At 68.3% G+C, this 16,766-nt stretch carries 13 protein-coding genes; all 13 read left to right on the forward strand.

Going from position 1 to position 16,766, the window contains the following annotated elements; genetic code table 11:
• Positions 1-11 precede the first annotated feature (11 nt).
• The 13 genes from ACLJQ7_RS37565 (at position 12) to ACLJQ7_RS37625 (ending at position 16,746) form a co-directional block, all read left to right on the forward strand.
• A complete protein-coding gene (locus ACLJQ7_RS37565) occupies positions 12-989 on the forward strand; it encodes an ABC transporter permease (protein WP_410653028.1) in 978 nt (325 codons plus the stop codon).
• Positions 990-1,082: 93 nt separating this feature from the next.
• Complete coding sequence (locus ACLJQ7_RS37570) at positions 1,083-2,150, forward strand: substrate-binding domain-containing protein (protein ID WP_410652938.1); 1,068 nt, start codon at positions 1,083-1,085, stop codon at positions 2,148-2,150.
• A gap of 43 nt (positions 2,151-2,193) precedes the next feature.
• On the forward strand, positions 2,194-3,363 hold the full coding sequence (locus ACLJQ7_RS37575; RefSeq protein ID WP_410652939.1) for a Gfo/Idh/MocA family protein: 1,170 nt from the start codon (positions 2,194-2,196) through the stop codon (positions 3,361-3,363).
• Between the two features lie 109 nt (positions 3,364-3,472).
• Positions 3,473-4,630 (forward strand): inositol-3-phosphate synthase, encoded by a 1,158-nt coding sequence (locus tag ACLJQ7_RS37580; protein ID WP_410652940.1) that lies wholly within the window; start codon positions 3,473-3,475, stop codon positions 4,628-4,630.
• On the forward strand, positions 4,627-5,475 hold the full coding sequence (locus ACLJQ7_RS37585; RefSeq protein ID WP_410652941.1) for an SCO3242 family prenyltransferase: 849 nt from the start codon (positions 4,627-4,629) through the stop codon (positions 5,473-5,475). The genes ACLJQ7_RS37580 and ACLJQ7_RS37585 overlap by 4 nt, the downstream gene beginning before the upstream one ends.
• Entirely contained in the window at positions 5,472-6,899 is a 1,428-nt protein-coding gene (locus ACLJQ7_RS37590) for an EboA domain-containing protein (protein ID WP_410652942.1), read from the forward strand. Before ACLJQ7_RS37585 ends, ACLJQ7_RS37590 begins: the two co-directional genes overlap by 4 nt.
• A gap of 2 nt (positions 6,900-6,901) precedes the next feature.
• Complete coding sequence (locus ACLJQ7_RS37595) at positions 6,902-7,765, forward strand: TatD family hydrolase (RefSeq protein WP_410652943.1); 864 nt, start codon at positions 6,902-6,904, stop codon at positions 7,763-7,765.
• Positions 7,762-8,832 (forward strand): metabolite traffic protein EboE, encoded by a 1,071-nt coding sequence (gene eboE, locus ACLJQ7_RS37600; RefSeq protein WP_410652944.1) that lies wholly within the window; start codon positions 7,762-7,764, stop codon positions 8,830-8,832. Before ACLJQ7_RS37595 ends, eboE begins: the two co-directional genes overlap by 4 nt.
• The gene (locus ACLJQ7_RS37605) at positions 8,829-10,202 is read left to right on the forward strand and encodes an alkaline phosphatase family protein (RefSeq protein WP_410652945.1); all 1,374 of its coding nucleotides are present in this window, start codon (positions 8,829-8,831) and stop codon (positions 10,200-10,202) included. Before eboE ends, ACLJQ7_RS37605 begins: the two co-directional genes overlap by 4 nt.
• Positions 10,203-10,550: 348 nt before the next feature.
• Positions 10,551-13,670, forward strand: coding sequence for a ThuA domain-containing protein (locus ACLJQ7_RS37610; protein ID WP_410653029.1), 3,120 nt, complete (start codon positions 10,551-10,553; stop codon positions 13,668-13,670).
• Between the two features lie 145 nt (positions 13,671-13,815).
• Positions 13,816-14,820: a sugar phosphate isomerase/epimerase family protein gene (locus ACLJQ7_RS37615; protein WP_410652946.1), complete on the forward strand. Its 1,005-nt coding sequence runs from the start codon at positions 13,816-13,818 to the stop codon at positions 14,818-14,820.
• Positions 14,821-14,830: 10 nt separating this feature from the next.
• Complete coding sequence (locus ACLJQ7_RS37620) at positions 14,831-15,718, forward strand: sugar phosphate isomerase/epimerase family protein (protein ID WP_410652947.1); 888 nt, start codon at positions 14,831-14,833, stop codon at positions 15,716-15,718.
• A gap of 14 nt (positions 15,719-15,732) precedes the next feature.
• The gene (locus ACLJQ7_RS37625) at positions 15,733-16,746 is read left to right on the forward strand and encodes a multicopper oxidase domain-containing protein (RefSeq protein ID WP_410652948.1); all 1,014 of its coding nucleotides are present in this window, start codon (positions 15,733-15,735) and stop codon (positions 16,744-16,746) included.
• Positions 16,747-16,766: the final 20 nt, after the last annotated feature.

A 16,766-nucleotide genomic window follows, 5' to 3' on the forward strand; every position in this document is an offset into this window, starting at 1 on the left:
CGGGACCCGCCGTGGAACCTGTACGCCCAAAGGAAAAGCGAAACTTCTCGCTCGACACCCGGCTGCTCGGGCTGGCCGGGGTGCTGGTGATCCTGTGCATCGTCGGCCAGGTCACGAGGCCCGACCAGTTCTTCACCGAAGGCAACCTCTCGACGATCCTCCGGTTGGCCGCGGCCATCGGCGTGGTCAGCGTCGGGATGACCTTCGTGATCATCGCCGGCGGCATCGACCTTTCGGTCGGCTCGATCGTGGCGCTCTCCAGTGTCTGGCTGACCACCTTGGCCACCCAGTCCTACGGGCCATGGGTGATGATCCTTTGTGGACTCCTGGTCGGCCTCGGCTGCGGGCTGGTCAACGGGATCCTGGTCTCCTACGGGAAGATCGTGCCGTTCATCGCGACCCTGGCGATGTACGTCGCGGCCCGAGGGCTCGCGGAACGGATCAGCGGCCGCCGCACCCAGGTGGTGGCGGAGGCGTCCTTCCTCGACTTCTTCCGCGGTGACCTGCTCGGTATCCCGGTGCTCATCTGGATGTTCGCGCTGGTGTTCGCGATCGGCTGGGTGGTGCTCAACCGCACCACGTTCGGCCGCCGCACCTACGCCGTCGGCGGCAACGCCGAGGCGTCGCGGCTCGCGGGCATCAACGTCAAGCGGCACACCGCGCTCGTCTACGGCGTCGCGGGCCTGTGCTGCGGTATCGCGGCGCTGATGGTCGTCGCCCGCACCACCGCGGGCGCCTCGACCAACGGCATGCTCTACGAACTCGACGCCATCGCGGCGGTCGTCATCGGTGGCACGCTGCTCACCGGTGGCCGCGGTTCGCTCATCGGCACCCTGATCGGCGTGCTGATCTTCACCGTGCTGTCCAACATCTTCACGCTCAACAACCTGGACACCGACATCCAGAACATCGCCAAGGGCGTGATCATCGTCCTGGCCGCGCTGCTGCAGTTCCGCTCCGTGAAGAAATCCAAGACGAGTACTGGCTGAGGGCTCGTGAGTGGTTAGGACGGTTCTAACCGTTCTAACCACTCACGAGACCGCCGGTTGGCAACCACTCATCACCGTGGATGGAGAGTCGTCATGACCGAACAATCCCTGCGCAATTCTTTCGTGCGCCGCCGCGCCTTCCTGCGGGGAGGCGCGGCCGTCGGAGCGGGTGCGCTGCTGACCGCGTGCACCTCGAACGAGGCGCCGGCGCAGAACAACGCGGCCAACGTGGCCAACGCCGGGGCGAACTCGCAGCCCGGCACCCCGGTCACCATCGGGTTCTCGGCACCGGCCGCGGACCACGGCTGGATGGCGGCCATCACCAAGAACGCCCGCGCGCAGGCGCAGAAGTTCAGTGAGGTCACGCTCAACGCGACCGAGGGCACCAACGACGTCAACCAGCAGATCTCCCAGGTGGAGACCTTGATCAACGCCAAGGTCAACGTCCTGGTGATCCTGCCGTTCGACGGCAAGGCGCTGACCGCGGTCGGCCAGCAGGCGATGGACGCCGGTATCCAGGTGATCAACCTGGACCGCGTCTTCGACACCCCGCTCGCGTACCGCACCTGGATCGGTGGCGACAACTACCGCATGGGCGTCAACGCCGGGAACTACATCGCCCAGCAGATGAAGGCGAAGAACATCGCCAGTCCCGTCATCGGCGAGGTCGCGGGTATCGACTCCCTTCCGCTGACCCAGGAACGCAGCAAGGGTTTCAAGGATGCCTTGGCGCGTCAGGGTTTCCAGGTAGGACCGCGCGTCTCGGCGCAGTTCACCCCGGAATCCGGCGAGCAGCAGACCTCGAACCTGCTCCAGTCGGCGGCCAAGTTGGACGCTCTCTGGAACCACGACGACGACCAGGGGGTCGGCGTCATCGCGGCGATCAACAACGCCAACCGCAAGGACTTCCTGATGGTCGGTGGCGCGGGTTCGAAGAACGCGATGAACCTGATCAAGACCGACGCCGAGCCGCTGAAGGCGACGGTGCTCTACAGCCCGTCGATGGCGTCTTCGGCGATCTCGCTCGCGCGGCTTCTCGGCCAGGGCAAGGGGGCCGGCGACTTCGCCGAGCACGAGATCCCCGCCGAGATCACCACGTACTCCGCGGTGGTCACCAAGGAGAACGTCGACAAGTACATGGACGTCGGCTTCGACTCGTAAACCCCGCGTACCCGACACACGCAAGCGGAGACATAGGAGGGGCATGAGCACGGCAAAGGAAACGATCGGGATCGGCATGGTGGGCCACGCGTTCATGGGTGCGGTGCATTCGCACGCGTGGCGCAGTGTGCACCGGTTCTTCGCACCACCACTGATCCCGAGACTCGCCGTGCTCGGCGGCCGTGACGAGGTGCGGACGAAGGCCGCGGCGGAACGGTTCGGCTGGGAAGACGTCGAGACGGACTGGCGCGCGCTGATCGCCCGCGACGACGTCGACCTGGTCGACATCTGCACGCCGGGCGACAGCCACGCCGAGATCGCGATCGCCGCGCTCGAAGCGGGCAAGCACGTGCTGTGCGAGAAGCCGTTGGCCAACACCCTCGCCGAGGCCGAAGCGATGGCCGAGGCGGCGGAGAAGGCGCGGGCCAACGGCGTCCGGTCGATGGTGGCCTTCAACTACCGCCGGGTGCCCGCGCTGGCGCACGCCAGGAAACTGGTCGCGAGCGGGGCGCTCGGCGAGATCCGCCACGTGCGGTCGGTGTACCTGCAGGACTGGCTGTCCGACGCGCAGGCACCGATGACCTGGCGGCTGCACAAGGACAAGGCGGGCTCGGGCGCGCTGGGCGACCTCGGCGCGCACATCGTCGACGCCGCCCAGTTCGTCACCGGCGACACGATCACCGGGGTTTCGGCGCTGACCAACACCTTCGTCAAGGAGCGGCCGGATGGCGACGGCGGCACCGGGCAGGTCACGGTCGACGACACCGCGCTGTTCCTCGGCCGGTTCACCGGCGGCGCGGTGGCGAGTTTCGAGGCGACCCGGTTCGCGCTGGGGCGCAAGAACGCGATGCGGCTGGAGATCAACGGGTCGAAGGCGAGCCTCGCGTTCGACTTCGAGTCGATGAACGAACTGTCCTTCTTCGACGGCGGCCAGCCCGCCACCGAGGCCGGGTTCCGCCGGATCCTGGTCACCGAACCCGAGCACCCGTACGTCGGGGTGTGGTGGCCGCCGGGGCATCTCCTCGGCTACGAGCACACCTTCACCAACGAGGTCGCCGATCTGCTCACCGCGATCGGCGACGGCACGGATCCCGAACCGTCCTTCGAGGACGGGTTGAGGGTTCAGCAGGTCTTGGCCGCCGTCGAGCGCAGCGCGGCCGACGAGGCGCGATGGACCGCTGTCCCCTGCGTCACCACGAAGGGGAGCAACTGAGCGAGAGATCCAGCCGAAAGTCGCATGACGACTATCACTGCGACTTGGTTCGATCCGAAACATCCGACCATCGGAGGTTGGTGTTCTCGGGCTGGGAAAGGTGGAGGAAATGCCTGCTCACGAGCGTACGGGCATCTGGTTGATCGGGGCGAGGGGGTCGGTGGCCACCACGGCCGCGGTGGGACTCCTCGCGCTGCGCGCGGGGGTGACGGGCGGTGGCGGCTGCGTCACCGAGCTGCCCGCGTTCGCCGGGGTTCCGTTGCCGGGCTGGGACGATCTGGTCCTCGGCGGGCACGACATCGCGCATACGCCGCTGGAGAAGCGGGCCGAGCAGCTGGCGCACGCCGGCGTGTTCGGGCACGCGGTGTTCGCCGCGGTCCGGTCCGGGCTGGCCGAGGTGGACGCCGAGATCCGCGATGGCTACCACCCGGCGTCCCATACCGGTGCCCAAGCCGACGCGGCCGCCCGGCTCACGGCGGACATCCGAGCTTTCGCCGACCGGCACGCCCTCGCGCGGGTCGTCGTGGTCAACGTGTCCTCCACCGAAGCTCCCTGTCCCCACCTGCCCGAACACGACGACCTCGACGCGCTGGAAGCGGCGCTCGCCGACCCGGCACGGGCGGTGCTGCCGTCGAGTTCCCTGTCGGCTTACGCGGCGCTGAAAGCAGGCAGCCCGTACGTCGAGTTCACGCCGTCCGCCGGGGTCACCCTGCCCGCGCTGCGGGAGCTGGCCGCGCGGGAAGGCCTGCCGTACGCGGGGTGTGACGGGAAGACCGGTGAGACGCTGCTGCGCACGGTCCTCGCGCCGATGTTCAGCGCGCGGGCGCTGAAGGTCCGCTCCTGGGCGGGCACCAACCTGCTCGGCGGCGGCGACGGCGAGACCCTGGCCGACCCGGTGACCGCGAACAGCAAGCTGGAGTCCAAGGCGCGCGGGCTCGCGGCGCTGCTCGGCGAGGACGTCACCGCACCGCTGCACATCGACAATGTGCCCGACCTCGGCGAGATCAAGACCGCGTGGGACCACGTGTCCTTCGAGGGCTTCCTCGGCGCGCGCATGAGCCTGCAGTTCACCTGGACCGGTTACGACTCCGCGCTCGCGGCGCCGCTGATCCTCGACCTCGCGAGGCTGGTGACCACGGCACACGCCGCCGGCCAGAGCGGCGCGCTGACCGAACTCGGCTTCTTCTTCAAGGATCCGCTGGGCAGCGACGAACACCGGTTCGCCGAGCAGACCGCCCGCCTGATCGCCTGGGCGGCCGCGCTGTGAGGGCCTACATCGAATTGGTGCGGGCGCCCGCCGCGCTGACGGTGCTCGGCGACACGGTCGCCGGATCCGCCGCGGCGGGGCTCAGGATGACCGGGCGACGGCTGCTGCTGCCGTTGTCGTCGGTCGCTTTCTACTGGGCCGGGATGGCCCTCAACGACTGGGCGGACCGGAAGCTCGACGCCGTGGAGCGTCCCGAGCGGCCGATCCCGTCCGGGCGGGTGAGCGCGGGCGCGGCGCTCACCACCGGGGCGGCGTTGACCGTTGCCGGACTCGGCCTGGCAGCGCTCGGCGGCGGCCGCCGGTCGATGCGGGTCGCGGTCCCGCTCGCGGCGGCGGTGTGGGCCTACGACACCGTGCTCAAACCGACCCCGGCCGGGCCGGTGGCGATGGCGGCCTGCCGCACGCTCGACGTCCTGCTGGGCGCTGGTGACTCTCCGAAGAAGGCGGCCACCGCCGCGGCGGCTGTCGGTGTCCACACGCTCGGCGTCACGGCGTTGTCCACCGGGGAAGTGCACGGCGCGAACCCGGGGGCGGCCCGCGCCGCACTGGCCACCAGCTGCGCGGCGACAACGTTGGCATTGACCGGACCGGCGCGGGGCGGCTGGCATCGCGCGGCCTCGATGGCGGCCGGTTCCGGTTACGCGGGCCTGGTCGGAAGGGCACAGGCGGACGCCGTCCGTGACCCGTCGGCGAAGTCCGTGCGCTCGGCGACGAAATCCGGCATCCACGGCATGGTCCCGCTGCAGGCGGCGGTCACGGCCAAGGACTCGGTAGTGGGGGCCGTGCTGGTCGCGGCCGCGCTGCCGATCGCCCGCAAGCTGTCGAGGAAGGTGAGCCCCACATGAGTTTTCACCTCGGATACGGCACCAACGGCTTCTCCAACCACCGCCTCGACGACGCGCTCGCCATCATCGCCGACCTCGGGTACACCGGGGTGGCGCTCACGCTGGACCACGACCATCTCGACCCGTTCGCCGACGATCTGGCGCGGCAGGTCGATCACGTGGCCGCCCGGCTTTCGGCGCTCGGCCTGAACCGCGTCGTCGTCGAAACCGGCGCGCGCTATCTGCTCGACCCGTGGCGCAAGCACTCGCCGACACTGCTGTCGGACGACCCCGCGCTCCGGATCGACTTCCTGGCAAGGGCTTTGCAAATCGGCGCGGAGCTGGGCGCCGATTGCGTCTCGTTCTGGTCCGGTGTGTCGATTTTGGACAGCACAGTGGACACAGACGTCGCCTGGTCCCGGTTGCGCGAGGGAGTCGCGGCCGTCTTGGAGCACGCCGCGCGGCTGAACGTCCGGCTGGCGATGGAACCCGAACCCGGCCACCTCGTGCAGCATCTGAGCCAGGTCCTGGACCTGCGCAAGGAACTCGGCGAGCCGGAGCTGTTCGGGGTCACGCTCGACGTCGGGCACTGCGTCGCCGTCGAGCCGGTCAACGCGGCCGAATGCGTCCGCCTCGCCGGTCCGCTGCTGTGGAACGTGCAGCTGGACGACATGCTGCCGCGGGTCCACGAACACCTCGAGTTCGGCGACGGGCACCTGGACCTGCCGGGGACGCTCGCCGCGCTGGCGGAGATCGGCTACACCGGGCTGGCCGCGGTCGAGCTGCCCCGGCACAGCCATGCCGCGCCGGACACCGCGCGCCGGGCTTTCGAGGCCCTCACCGCGGCGATGCCGCAGACGTGGTCGGCCAAGGCGGAACGCCGGATCCGGGAGAAGCCGTCGGTGATCGGCTCGATCTTCCCGGCCGTCGGCCGCGAAGTCGGCCGGCAGGCGCTGCGCCCGGACACCGATCCGCAGGGGCTGGTCCACGGCACCGTCGACGACCGGGCCAGGGTCCGGCTCGTGACGGTACTGGCGGACATCCTCGGCGACGCCGCGCTGGCAGCGGAACTGCGCGATCTCTACCGCTACGGCGACGACGCCGAGCGGCGCGGGATCCTGCGGGCGCTCAACTCGCTGGAGTCCCCGGGTGCCGAAGTCACCGATGCCGGGATCAAACTGGTCGAAGACGCCTTGCGCGCCAACGACATCAGGCTGGTCGCGGCCGCCATGGGTGTCTTCGCGCGGTTCCTGGACGACCACACGTGGCGCCACGGTGTCCTCAAATGCGTCTTCGTCGGGGTGCCGCTGGCCGCCGTCGCGGACCTCACTTCCCGCGCGGACGACGAGCTGAGGCGCATGCTCGCCGACTTCGCCGACGAACGCAGGGCGGCCGGACGTGACGTACCCGCCGACGCCCTCTCCTTGCTCAAGGAAGGCCACTGACCGTGCGTATCTTCGATCCCCACATCCACATGTCCTCCCGGACCACCGACGACTACGAAGCCATGTACGCGGCCGGTGTCCGCGCGCTGGTCGAGCCCGCGTTCTGGTTGGGGCAGCCGCGCACCAGCGTCGGCTCGTACACCGACTACTTCGACGCGCTCATCGGCTGGGAACGGTTCCGTGCCGCTCAGTTCGGCATCCGGCACCACTGCACGATCGCGCTGAACCCCAAGGAGGCCAACGACCCCCGCTGCCGCGAGGTGCTCGACGTGCTTCCGAGGTACCTGGCCAAGGACGGCGTGGTCGCGGTCGGCGAGGTCGGCTACGACTCGATGACCAAGGAAGAGGACGAGGTCTTCTCGCGGCAACTGGCGATGGCGCTGGAGCACGATCTCCCGGTCCTGGTGCACACCCCGCACCGCGACAAACTGGAAGGCACCAAGCGCACCCTCGACGTCGTGCGTGAGGCCGGCGTCGCGCCGGAGCGCGTGGTCGTCGACCACCTCAACGAGGTCACCGTCAAGCTGGTCAAGGATTCCGGCGCCTGGATGGGTTTCTCCATCTACCCGGACACCAAGATGGACGAGCACCGGATGGTCGAGATCCTGCGCCAGTACGGGCTGGACAACATGATCGTCAACTCGGCCGCCGACTGGGGCCGGTCCGATCCGCTGAAGACCGCCAAGACCGGGCAGGCGATGCTCGACGGCGGGTTCACCGAGGCCGACGTCGACAAGGTGCTGTGGCAGAACCCGGTCGACTTCTACGGCCTGAGCGGCAGGCTCACGCTGGACCCGCTGCCCGGTTTCACCGGCGAGGCCGTGACCTTCGAGGGCAACTCGGTGCTGCGAGGTGCCCGCAAATGATCTCCTACTGTACGAACGTCCATCCCGCCGAGGATGTCGACGGTATCGTCGCGCAACTGGATCGGTACGCGCTTCCGGTGCGGGAGCGGCTGGGCGCCGATCGGCTCGGCGTCGGACTGTGGCTTTCCGCGCCGGTCGCGCGCGGGCTGGCCGAAGATGCCGGAGCACGCAAGCGTTTCCGCGCCGAACTCGACGCTCGCGGACTTTCGGTGTACACGCTGAACGCGTTCCCCTACGGCGGTTTCCACGACGACGTCGTCAAGCACGCGGTCTACCGTCCTGAGTGGACGAACCCCGACCGGGTCGCATACACGATCGACTGCGTGAACGTCCTGTCCGAACTGCTCGCCGAGGACGCTGCTTACGGCAGCATATCGACGCTGCCGTTGGCTTGGCGTGAACCGTGGACCGAGCACGACGACCGCCGCGCGGCCGAAGCCTTCGGTCAGGTCGTCCGGGCGATCGGTGATCGGCCGATCAAACTGGCCGTCGAACCCGAGCCCGGCTGCGTGCTCGACACCGTGGCCGACGCGCTGGCCTGGCTTTCGGGCCGCGTCGACCCGGAGTACGTCGGGCTGTGCCTGGACACCTGTCACCTCGCGGTCTCGTTCGCCGACCCGGCGGAGACCCTCAAGGCGATCGCTAAGTCCGATGTGGACATCGTCAAGGTGCAGGCTTCCGCCGCACTGCACGTCGAAGATCCCGCCGAGGCTCGTGAGGCGTTGGCCGCGTTCGCGGAACCGCGCTACCTGCACCAGGTCCGGGAGTTTTCGGGCGGTGTCGTGCGCAAGGCCGACGACCTGCCCGAGGCGTGGACCGACCTGCCGGGGGAGGGGCCGTGGCGCGTGCATTTCCACATGCCGCTGCACCGGGCCCCGGCCGCGCCGCTGTCCACCACCACGGATGTCCTGCGCACCGTCGCCGCCGGTCTGCCCGGCGAACCGCATATCGAGGTCGAGACCTACACCTGGAGCGTGCTCCCGGACGCGGGCGACCTCGTCGGCGGGATCGCCGCGGAACTCGAGTGGGCACAGGCGAACCTCGTCAAGGAAGAGGTGTCCGCGTGAAACCCTTGGTCGTCATCGACGTCGTCGGGCTGACCCCGAAGGCGTTGCGGGACATGCCGAAACTGTCCGCCGTCGCCCGCGACGGCTGGCAGGCCGAACTCGGCACGGTGCTGCCCGCGGTCACCTGCAGCGCGCAGTCGACGTTCCTCACCGGGCTCATGCCCGCGCAGCACGGGATCGTCGGCAACGGGTGGTACTTCCGCGAGCTGGGCGAGATCTTCCTGTGGCGCCAGCACAACCGGCTCGTCGGCGGCGAAAAGCTGTGGGAGACCGCACGGGTGGCGCATCCCGGGTACACGTCGGCGAACGTCTGCTGGTGGTACGCGATGGGGATGAGCACCGACGTCACGGTGACCCCACGGCCGATCTACCACGCCGACGGCCGCAAATCGCCGGACGCCTATATCCGTCCGCCCGAGTTGCACGACCAGCTGACGGGCGCGCTGGGGGAGTTCCCGCTCTTCCAGTACTGGGGTCCGACGGCGTCGATCAAATCGAGCAAGTGGGTCATCGGCGCGTCCCGGCAGATCCTGCGGGAACAGCGTCCCGATCTGCTGCTGACCTACGTCCCGCATCTGGACTACGACCTGCAGCGTTTCGGCCCCGACGCGCCGCAAGCCGCGTTGGCGGCGCGGGAATTGGACAACGCGCTCGCGCCGCTGCTCGACGACGCCCGCAACGCCGGGGCGACCGTGGTCGCGCTCAGCGAGTACGGGATCACGAACGTGAGCAGGCCGGTCGACATCAACCGGGCGTTGCGGCGTGAGGGCCTGTTGGAGGTCTACACGCAGGCGGGGATGGAGTACCTCGACCCGTGGGCGTCGCGTGCGTTCGCCGTCGCCGACCACCAGGTCGCGCATGTCTACGTCCGCGACTCGGCCGACGTCGAACGGGTTCGCTCCATCGTCGGCGAACTGACCGGTGTCGACGAGGTGCTCGACCGCGAGGCGCAGGCTCGGTATGGGATCGACCACGAACGCGCGGGCGAACTCGTCGCGGTCGCCGAGCCGGACGCGTGGTTCACCTACTACTACTGGCTCGACGACGAGCGGAAGCCCGACTTCGCGCGCGGCGTCGAGATCCACCGCAAACCGGGTTACGACCCCGCCGAGCTGTTCTTCGACCCGGAGGACAAGCTCGCCAAGGCGCGGGCCGGGCTGAACCTGGCGAAGAAGTTCGCCGGGCTCCGGTACGCGATGGACGTCGTCCCGACCGACCCGCGCTGGGTGCGCGGCTCGCACGGACGGCTGCCGGATTCCGCGGAGGACGGTCCGGTGCTGCTGTGCTCCGACCCGGCCTTCCAGCCGTCCGGTCGGGTGGGGGCGACCGACGTACATCCCCTGCTGTTGTCGCTGCAAGGGCTGAAGTAGAGGAGGTGGCGGAGGTGGTGTGGTCGGTGCGTGGCGCGAAGGCCACCTTCGCGACGTCTGATGTCCCGAGAGTGGCTTTCGGGGCAAGGACGTCTGTTCTCGCCGGTACCGAGGTTGCGAAAGCCACTTTCGCACCACCTCGAGCCGGCTCGGGCCGGCAAGGCCCTCGGTCCAGTAGGTCGTGAGTGATTCGGGTCGTCAGAACGACCCGAATCACTCACGACACCCCATCCCCACCGCAGAGAAAGGCTTTTCCACCCGCATCCCCTTCCTTGATCGCCGCCGCTCATCGAAAGGATCGCTACTGCTATGTCTTTGAAACGACGACTGGGTGTGCTCGTCACAGCCATGGTCACGGCTCTGACAGGCGTCGCGCTACCGGTGCAAACCGCATCGGCGCACGAAGCAGCGACGGTGCTCGTGTTCTCCAAGACCGCGGGCTTCCGGCACGATTCGATCCCCGACGGGATCAAGGCGATCAAGGAACTGGGGGCGCAGAACCACTTCGGGGTGGAGGCGACCGAGGACGCGGCCGCCTTCACCGACGCGAACCTCAAGCGGTTCGACGCGGTGGTCTGGCTTTCCACCACCGGTGACGTGCTGAACGCGGCCCAGCAGGCCGCGTTCGAGCGGTACGTGAAGGGAGGCGGCGGGTACGTGGGCGTGCACGCCGCCTCCGACACCGAGTACGACTGGCCTTGGTACGGCGAGCTGGTCGGGGCGTACTTCGCATCGCACCCGCAGATCCAGCAGGCGAACGTCAAGGTCGAGGACCACACGCACGTGTCCACTGTGGACCTTCCCGAGACGTGGCCGCGTACCGACGAGTGGTACAACTTCCGCGAGAACCCGCGCGGCGACGTCCACGTCCTCGCGAGCCTGGACGAGAAGAGCTACCAGCCCGGTGACGGCGCGATGGGCGATCACCCGATCGCCTGGTGTCACGAGAACTCCGTCGGCCGTTCCTGGTACACCGGCGGCGGGCACACCAAGGCCTCCTACGCCGAACCGGCCTTCCGCAAGCATCTGGCGGGCGGCATCAAGTACGCCACCAAGCTGAGCGAGGCAGGCTGCGCCAAGCCACAGGAAGCTCCGGTCGACGCGGACTTCGACCAGATCACCCTGGCCAAGGGCGAGGAGAAGACCGGCGAGCCGATCGCGCTTTCCGTGCTGCCCAACCGCGACGTCCTGCACACCTCGCGCGACGGCCGGGTCTGGTACACCAGCTCGTCGGCGACGACGTCGCTGGCCGGGCAGATCCCCGTCTACAACCACGACGAGGACGGCCTCCAGGGCGTCGCCATCGACCCGGACTTCGCCAAGAACCGCTGGGTCTACCTGTACTACGCGCCCAAGCTGAACACCCCGGCCGGTGACGCGCCGGAGAACGGCACCCCGGCCGACTTCGCCCCGTTCAAGGGCTACAACCAGCTCTCGCGGTTCAAGCTGAGCACCGACAACAAAATCGAGCTCGCGAGCGAGCAGAAGATCCTCCAGGTCCCCGCCGAACGAGGGATCTGCTGCCACGCCGGCGGCGAGATCGACTTCGACGCCCAGGGAAACCTGTATCTGTCCACAGGGGACGATTCCAACCCGTTCTCTTCCGACGGCTACACCCCGATCGACGAACGCGCCGACCGTAACCCGGTCTACGACGCGCAGCGCACCTCGGCCAACACCAACGACCTGCGCGGCAAGGTGCTGCGGATCAAGGTCGGCGCGGGCGGGAAGTACACCATCCCCAGGGGCAACCTCTTCCCGCGCGGCAAGGCCAAGACCAAACCCGAGATCTACGCGATGGGCTTCCGCAATCCGTTCCGGTTCGCCGTCGACCGCAAGACCGGCTGGATCCACCTCGCCGACTACGGTCCCGACGCCGGCGCGGCCGACCCGAAGCGCGGGCCCGGCGGCACGGTCGAGTTCAACCTGATCAAGAAGCCCGGTAACTTCGGCTGGCCGTACTGCGTCGGGGACAACCAGCCGTTCATCGACTACGACTTCGCCACCAAGCAGTCCGGCGCCGCGTTCGACTGCGCCAAGCCGAAGAACACCAGTCCGCGCAACACCGGGCTGACCGATCTGCCGCCGGTGGAGAAGGCGTGGATCCCCTACGACGGCGGTTCGCTGCCCGAATTCGGCACCGGACCCGAGTCGCCGATGGGCGGACCGGTCTACCAGTACGACGCGAAGAACCCGTCGCAGACGAAGTTCCCGGAATACTTCAACGGCAAGACCTTCGCCTATGAATGGGAACGCGGCTGGATCAAGGAGATCACCGTCGGACCGAACGGGGAACGCGGCGCCATCAAGCCGTTCTTCGACTCGATGGACCTCGTGCGCCCGATGAACATCGAGTTCGGCCCGGACGGCGCGATGTACGTTCTCGACTACGGCACCGGCTATTTCGGCGGCTCCAAGGAATCCGCCGTCTACCGCATCGACTACACCAAGGGACGCCGGACGCCGGTCGCCCAGGTGGCTGCGGACAAGACGTCCGGGCAGGCGCCGCTGACCGTCAGGTTCGACCCCGCCGGGACGAATGACCCCGACGGCCAGGCGCTGACCTACGCCTGGGACTTCGACGGCAACGGCACGACCGACTCCACCGAAGCCGCCCCGGTTTCCCACACCTACGCCGCGAACGGCCAGTACACGGCGAAGCTCTCGGTCACCGACGCCACCGGGCTGACCGGCTCGGCGAGCGTGGTGGTCACCGTCGGCAACACCGCGCCGGTGGTCACGCTGAAGACCCCGGTCAACGGCAGTGTGTTCAGTTTCGGGGACATGGTCCCGTTCAAAGTCGAGGTGACCGACGCCGAGGACAACCCGATCGACTGCTCGAAGGTGACCGTCGAATACATCCTCGGCCACGAGGGCCACGGGCATCCGCTCAGCCGCGCGACCGGCTGTGAGGGCACCATCGCCACCCCCGCCGACGAAGGACACGGCGCGGACGCCAACGTCTTCGGCGTCATCAACGCCAGCTACACCGACAACGGCGGCAACGGCGTGCCCGCGCTCACCGGCGAGGCGGAGTCGATCCTGCAGCCGAAGCTGAAGCAGGCCGAGTTCTACACCCAGTCCAGCGGGATCGAGGTCGTCGTGCACGCCGGCGCCAGCGGCGGCAAACGCGTCGGCCACATCGAATCCGGCGACTGGATCAAATTCGACCCGGTGAACCTCGTCGGGGTCAGCGGCATCGGCTACCGGGTCTCCTCCGGCGGCGCGGGCGGCACGATCGAGGTCCGTTCGGGCGCGGTGGACGGCCCGCTGGTCCAGACGGTCACCGTCGCCAACACCGGCGGCTGGGACACCTATGCCGACATCCCGGCCTCCGCCATCACCGACCCCGGCGGCACCGGCCCGTTGTTCCTCGTGTTCAAGGGCGGTTCCGGCGGCTTGTTCGACGTAGACGCGATCACCTTCGAGCAACCCGGGAGCGGAGTTGAGATGAACACGAAGAAGTGACCAGAGGCGTGAACCCGCCCTGCCGAAGGCTCCGCGATCGCGGTGGCAGGGCGCCCTGTTCACCTGTGGCGACGTGATTTCCCAGTTGCGCCCTGCCGACGTCTATCGCGGCCGCGGGTTCACACAAGGCAAAAAAGGAGTCTTGATGAGCCGTCCGATCACTTTGTTCACCGGCCAGTGGGCGGATCTCCCGTTCACCGAGGTGTGCAGGCTCGCGAGCGAATGGGGCTACGACGGCCTCGAGATCGCGTGTTCCGGCGACCACTTCGAGGTCGATCGCGCACTGTCCGAAGAGGACTACATCCCCGGCCGTCTCAAGCTGCTCGCCGAGCACGGCCTCAAGGTGTGGGCCATCTCCAACCACCTCGTCGGGCAGGCCATCTGTGACGACCCCATCGACGAACGTCACCAGGCCATCATCCCGTCCAGGGTGTGGGGCGACGGTGAGCCTGAAGGCGTCCGTCAGCGGGCGGCGAACGAGATGGCCGACACCGCCCGCGCGGCGGCGAAACTCGGCGTGGACACGGTAGTCGGGTTCACCGGTTCGAAGACCTGGAAGTACGTCGCGATGTTCCCGCCGGTTTCGCAGGCGGTCATCGACGAGGGCTACCAGGACTTCGCCGACCGGTGGAACCCGATCCTCGACGTCTTCGACGAGGTGGGCGTGCGGTTCGCCCACGAGGTCCACCCATCGGAGATCGCTTACGACTACTGGACGACGAAACGAGCGCTCGAAGCTGTCGGCGACCGTCCGGCATTCGGGCTGAATTGGGATCCTTCGCATTTCATCTGGCAGGACCTCGACCCGGTCGGCTTCATCCTCGACTTCGCCGACCGGATCTACCACGTGGACTGCAAGGACACCAGGAAGCGGTTCGACGGACGGAACGGACGGCTCGGCTCGCATCTCCCCTGGGGAGATCCCCGACGCGGCTGGGACTTCGTTTCGACCGGGCACGGCGACGTGCCCTGGGAGGACTGCTTCCGCGCACTGAATTCGATCGGCTACGCCGGTCCGATCTCGGTGGAGTGGGAGGACGCCGGCATGGACCGGCTCCGGGGCGCGGCGGAGGCCGTGACCTTTCTGCGGGGGCTCCTGTTCGACAAGCCGTCGGCGGCCTTCGACGCGGCTTTCAGCAACCAGAAGTGAGGGCGGTTTCATGTGCGGTGAAGAAGCTGAGCGGTTCCACTCTCGACGGACGCTGCTGCGCGGCGCGGCGACGGCGGCGGCCGCGGTGGGCGCGGCGGTAGCCCTGCCGAGCGTGGCCAGTGCGGCAACCGAGGCGGAGACCCAGGGACACGGCCATCACGGTCGAGGCCGGGTCCCGGTGGAGAAGATCAGCATCCAGCTCTACTCCCTGCGCACCGCGCTGCAGGCCGATCTCCCGGGAACCCTGTCCGCGCTGGCGGACATCGGCTACCGGAAGGTCGAACTGGCGGGCACCTACGGCCGTACGGCGCAGGAGTTCCGCGGGCTGCTGGACAAGAACCACATCAAGGCGACGTCCACGCACGTCGGCATCGACGGTGACCTCGACAAGACCATCGCGGACGCGAAGATCCTCGGGAACACCCGCGCCAACGTGCCGTGGGCGAACTTCGACACCATCGACGGCTGGAAGCAGTTCGCCGGCCGGATGGACACGGCGGCACGCAAGTTCCGCCAGGCCGGTATCCCGCTGGGCTACCACAACCACGCGCACGAGTTCGCGCCCATCGGCGGCGTGCGCCCGTACGACGTGCTCACCAGGAACACGAACCCGCGTTACGTGCACCTGGAGATCGACCTGTTCTGGGCGGTGGAAGGCGGGATGGACCCGGTTTCGCTGTACCGGCGGCACTGCCCGCGGGTGGTGCAGTACCACGTCAAGGACCGGACCGCGGCGGGCGAGATGGTCGACCCCGGCAAGGGCGTCATCGACTTCGCCCGCATCTTCTCCCACACCCGTCCCCACCTCGCCGAGTACATCGTCGAGCACGACAACCCCACGGATCCCCTGAGCACCGCCCAGACCGGATTCACCTATCTCCGCAACGTCCGCTTCTAGCTGGGGAATCCACAATGGACAAGCAGAAACGCGGGCTGTCCCGCAGATCGATGCTCGCGGGCACCGCGGCCGGGGTCATCGCCCCGGTCGTGGTGTCGGCGAGCGCGGGTTCGGCACCGGCCGCCGCGGCCGGGATGACCCGCCACATCACCATCTACGCCGACTACGTTCCCGGTTCGACCCGGGTCGGTTACGGGCTGGAGCCCGGGAAACCGACGATCCCCGGGCCGCTCCTGGAGTGCTACGAGGGTGACACGCTGGTGATCGAGCTGGTCAACAACACCGACCAGCGGCTCTCGATCCACCCGCACGGCGTCAACTACGACACCAAGTCGGACGGTTCGCCGTTCAACGATTCCTTCAACAAACCGTACGAGACCAAGACCTACACCTGGCGGACCCGGACGGCGTACCAGGCGGCCAACGGTTTCTGGATGCCCGGCAGCGCGGGGTACTGGCACTACCACGACCACGCGTTCGGCGGCGACCACGGCACCGTGGGCCTGATGAAGGGCCTCTACGGCGGCCTGATCGTGCGTAAACGCGGGGATCTGCTGCCCAGCAAGCAGTTCACCGTGGTGTTCACCGAAATGTGGGTCAACCACCAGGTCGCTCCGAACACGCCGATCTTCGAGGCGAACCTCGGCGAACGCGTCGAGTTCATCTGCATCGGGCACGGCAACCTGATGCACACCTTCCACCTGCACGCGCACCGCTGGGCGGACACCCGCACCGGCATGCTCACCAGCGCGACCGACAACGCCCCGATCCTCGACAACAAGACCCTGGACCCCGGCAACTCCTTCGGGTTCCAGGTGATCGCCGGTGACGGCGTCGGGCCGGGCGCGTGGATGTACCACTGCCACGTCCAGCAGCACTCGGACGACGGCATGTCCGGGGTGTTCCTGGTCCGCAACGCCGACGGCGGGATGCCCGCGGGCGCCCAGGAGGCGATCGACCGCTTCAAGGGCCACCACCACCCGACGTCCACTCCGGACGCCACCGGCGCTTCGGCCCACCACCACTAGTCTTCGAAAGGAGCGAGAAC

It is taken from the genome of Amycolatopsis sp. cmx-4-54 (assembly GCF_046548895.1).
Classification (GTDB): Bacteria; Actinomycetota; Actinomycetes; order Mycobacteriales; family Pseudonocardiaceae; genus Amycolatopsis.